Annotated in this window: 1 protein-coding gene; it reads left to right on the forward strand. The window is 49.8% G+C overall.

Features of this window, described 5'->3' with window-relative positions; genetic code table 11:
- Nucleotides 1-346 precede the first annotated feature (346 nt).
- Nucleotides 347-1,579, forward strand: a complete 1,233-nt coding sequence (locus CAFE_RS10605; protein WP_156990630.1) for an IS110 family RNA-guided transposase — start codon at nucleotides 347-349, stop codon at nucleotides 1,577-1,579.
- Nucleotides 1,580-1,724: the final 145 nt, after the last annotated feature.

Here is a 1,724-nt window from a genome sequence, read left to right on the forward strand (position 1 = left end):
CCTCCTCGTATAATAAGTTTTGTAGGGCGAAAACGCCCCAAAAATAGAATACCGGCAGGCTTTGAGATACCCGTGATATAATGCTGTCAAGTCGGCAGGGACAAGCTCTAATTCCTCCTGTTGGGCCGTAAGGCTGCTTCACAGATAGTCTGTTCCCCTGAGCCGGAAGTTAGCTGCAAACTCATTAGCTGTTTGCCGGAAGCAAGGCCGCCCTTTTAGCAGTGAGGGATATCGCATTGGCCTTTTCCGGAATGATTCTAATACGCGAGGTTGCTGATGCTCCGGTTATCATGGGTATCTTAAAACCTGCCGACTTGAAAATCCCACTGTGGGGGAGGTGATATTTTTGAATCCACTTTACGTTGGCATTGATGTGAGCAGCAAAAATAACGTCGCTTACCTCATGAAGCCGGATGGAACCAAACACAGCAGCTTTTCCGTGCAGAACAACCGTGGTGGTGCTAAACTGATGTCTGAGAGAATTGTGTCCGCACTTACCGCGATGCAGCTCAGCGACGTGATGATTGGCCTTGAGGCCACCTCCATCTATGGGGACTGCCTCGTTTATGCGCTCCGGGAAGATGGCAGATTGGGACGGTTTCAACGGAAGATCCATGTTCTCAATCCCAAGCAGGTCAGAAAGTTCAAGGAAGCCTATTCCGATCTGCCCAAGAACGATTTCGTGGATGCCTTCGTGATTGCCGACCATCTCAGATTCGGCAGAATTGCCTCAGAGGTTTACATGGACGATTATCGCTACAAGGCCCTTCAAACACTAACCAGAGCACGCTTTTTCTCTGTCCAGAACCTAACGCGGGAAAAGCAGCGTTTTGCGAATTACCTGTTTCTCAAGTGCTCTGGGTTGGCTCAGGAAAAAGTCCTTTCCCAAAATACCAGCGCCACCACCATTGCCCTGATGGAACGATTTGAGACAGTGGATGCACTGGCTTACGCCGACATAAAAGAGTTGACCGACTTCATCGTGAAATCTGGACGAGGGAGGTTTGCCAATCCAGAAGCTACCGCGAAGGCGGTGCAAACCGCCGCCAAAGGCTCCTACCGGCTTCCCAAAACCGTGAACGATTCTGTCAACCAGGCCATGTCGGTCTCGATCGCTGCCATGCGGGCATTGGAAAGCCAGATCAAGACGCTGGACAAGGCTATCGAGCAGCAGTTCGAGATCATCCCCAATACGCTGACCTCTGTCCCCGGTATTGGTAAGGTGTATTCAGCGGGTATTATTGCTGAGATCGGTGACATTCACCGCTTTCAGTCTCAGGCCTCTCTGGCTAAGTTTGCTGGCCTCGTTTGGTCTCAGCACCAGTCCGGAGACTATGAGGCTGAGAATACCCATCTAATCAAGTCCGGAAACCGATTCCTTCGGTACTATCTGCTGGAAGCTGCCAACTCTATGAGAAGATGCGACTCGGAGTTCCGGCGCTACTATGACCTCAAGTTCAAAGAGGTCAACAAGTTCCAGCATAAACGCGCACTCGCTTTAACTGCCAGAAAACTGGTTCGGTTGGTCTTTCGGCTGCTGAAAGTCAACCGCCTGTACATTCCACCGGAAGAGTATTAAACTCTGATGGTATTGTTGCCCTGTTTTTTAAATTGCAAGGGCAGGGCTTGAAAAGGTTTGCCTTTTTTATCCAGCCAGTACGTTTATGGTGGCTTTTTTATCCGTTCCATTTGCACTTACCCTCTTGACTTCATACCATTAGACT

The sequence above is a fragment of the Caproicibacter fermentans genome (genome assembly GCF_009746625.1).
In the GTDB taxonomy this organism is placed as follows: domain Bacteria; phylum Bacillota; class Clostridia; order Oscillospirales; family Acutalibacteraceae; genus Caproicibacter; species Caproicibacter fermentans.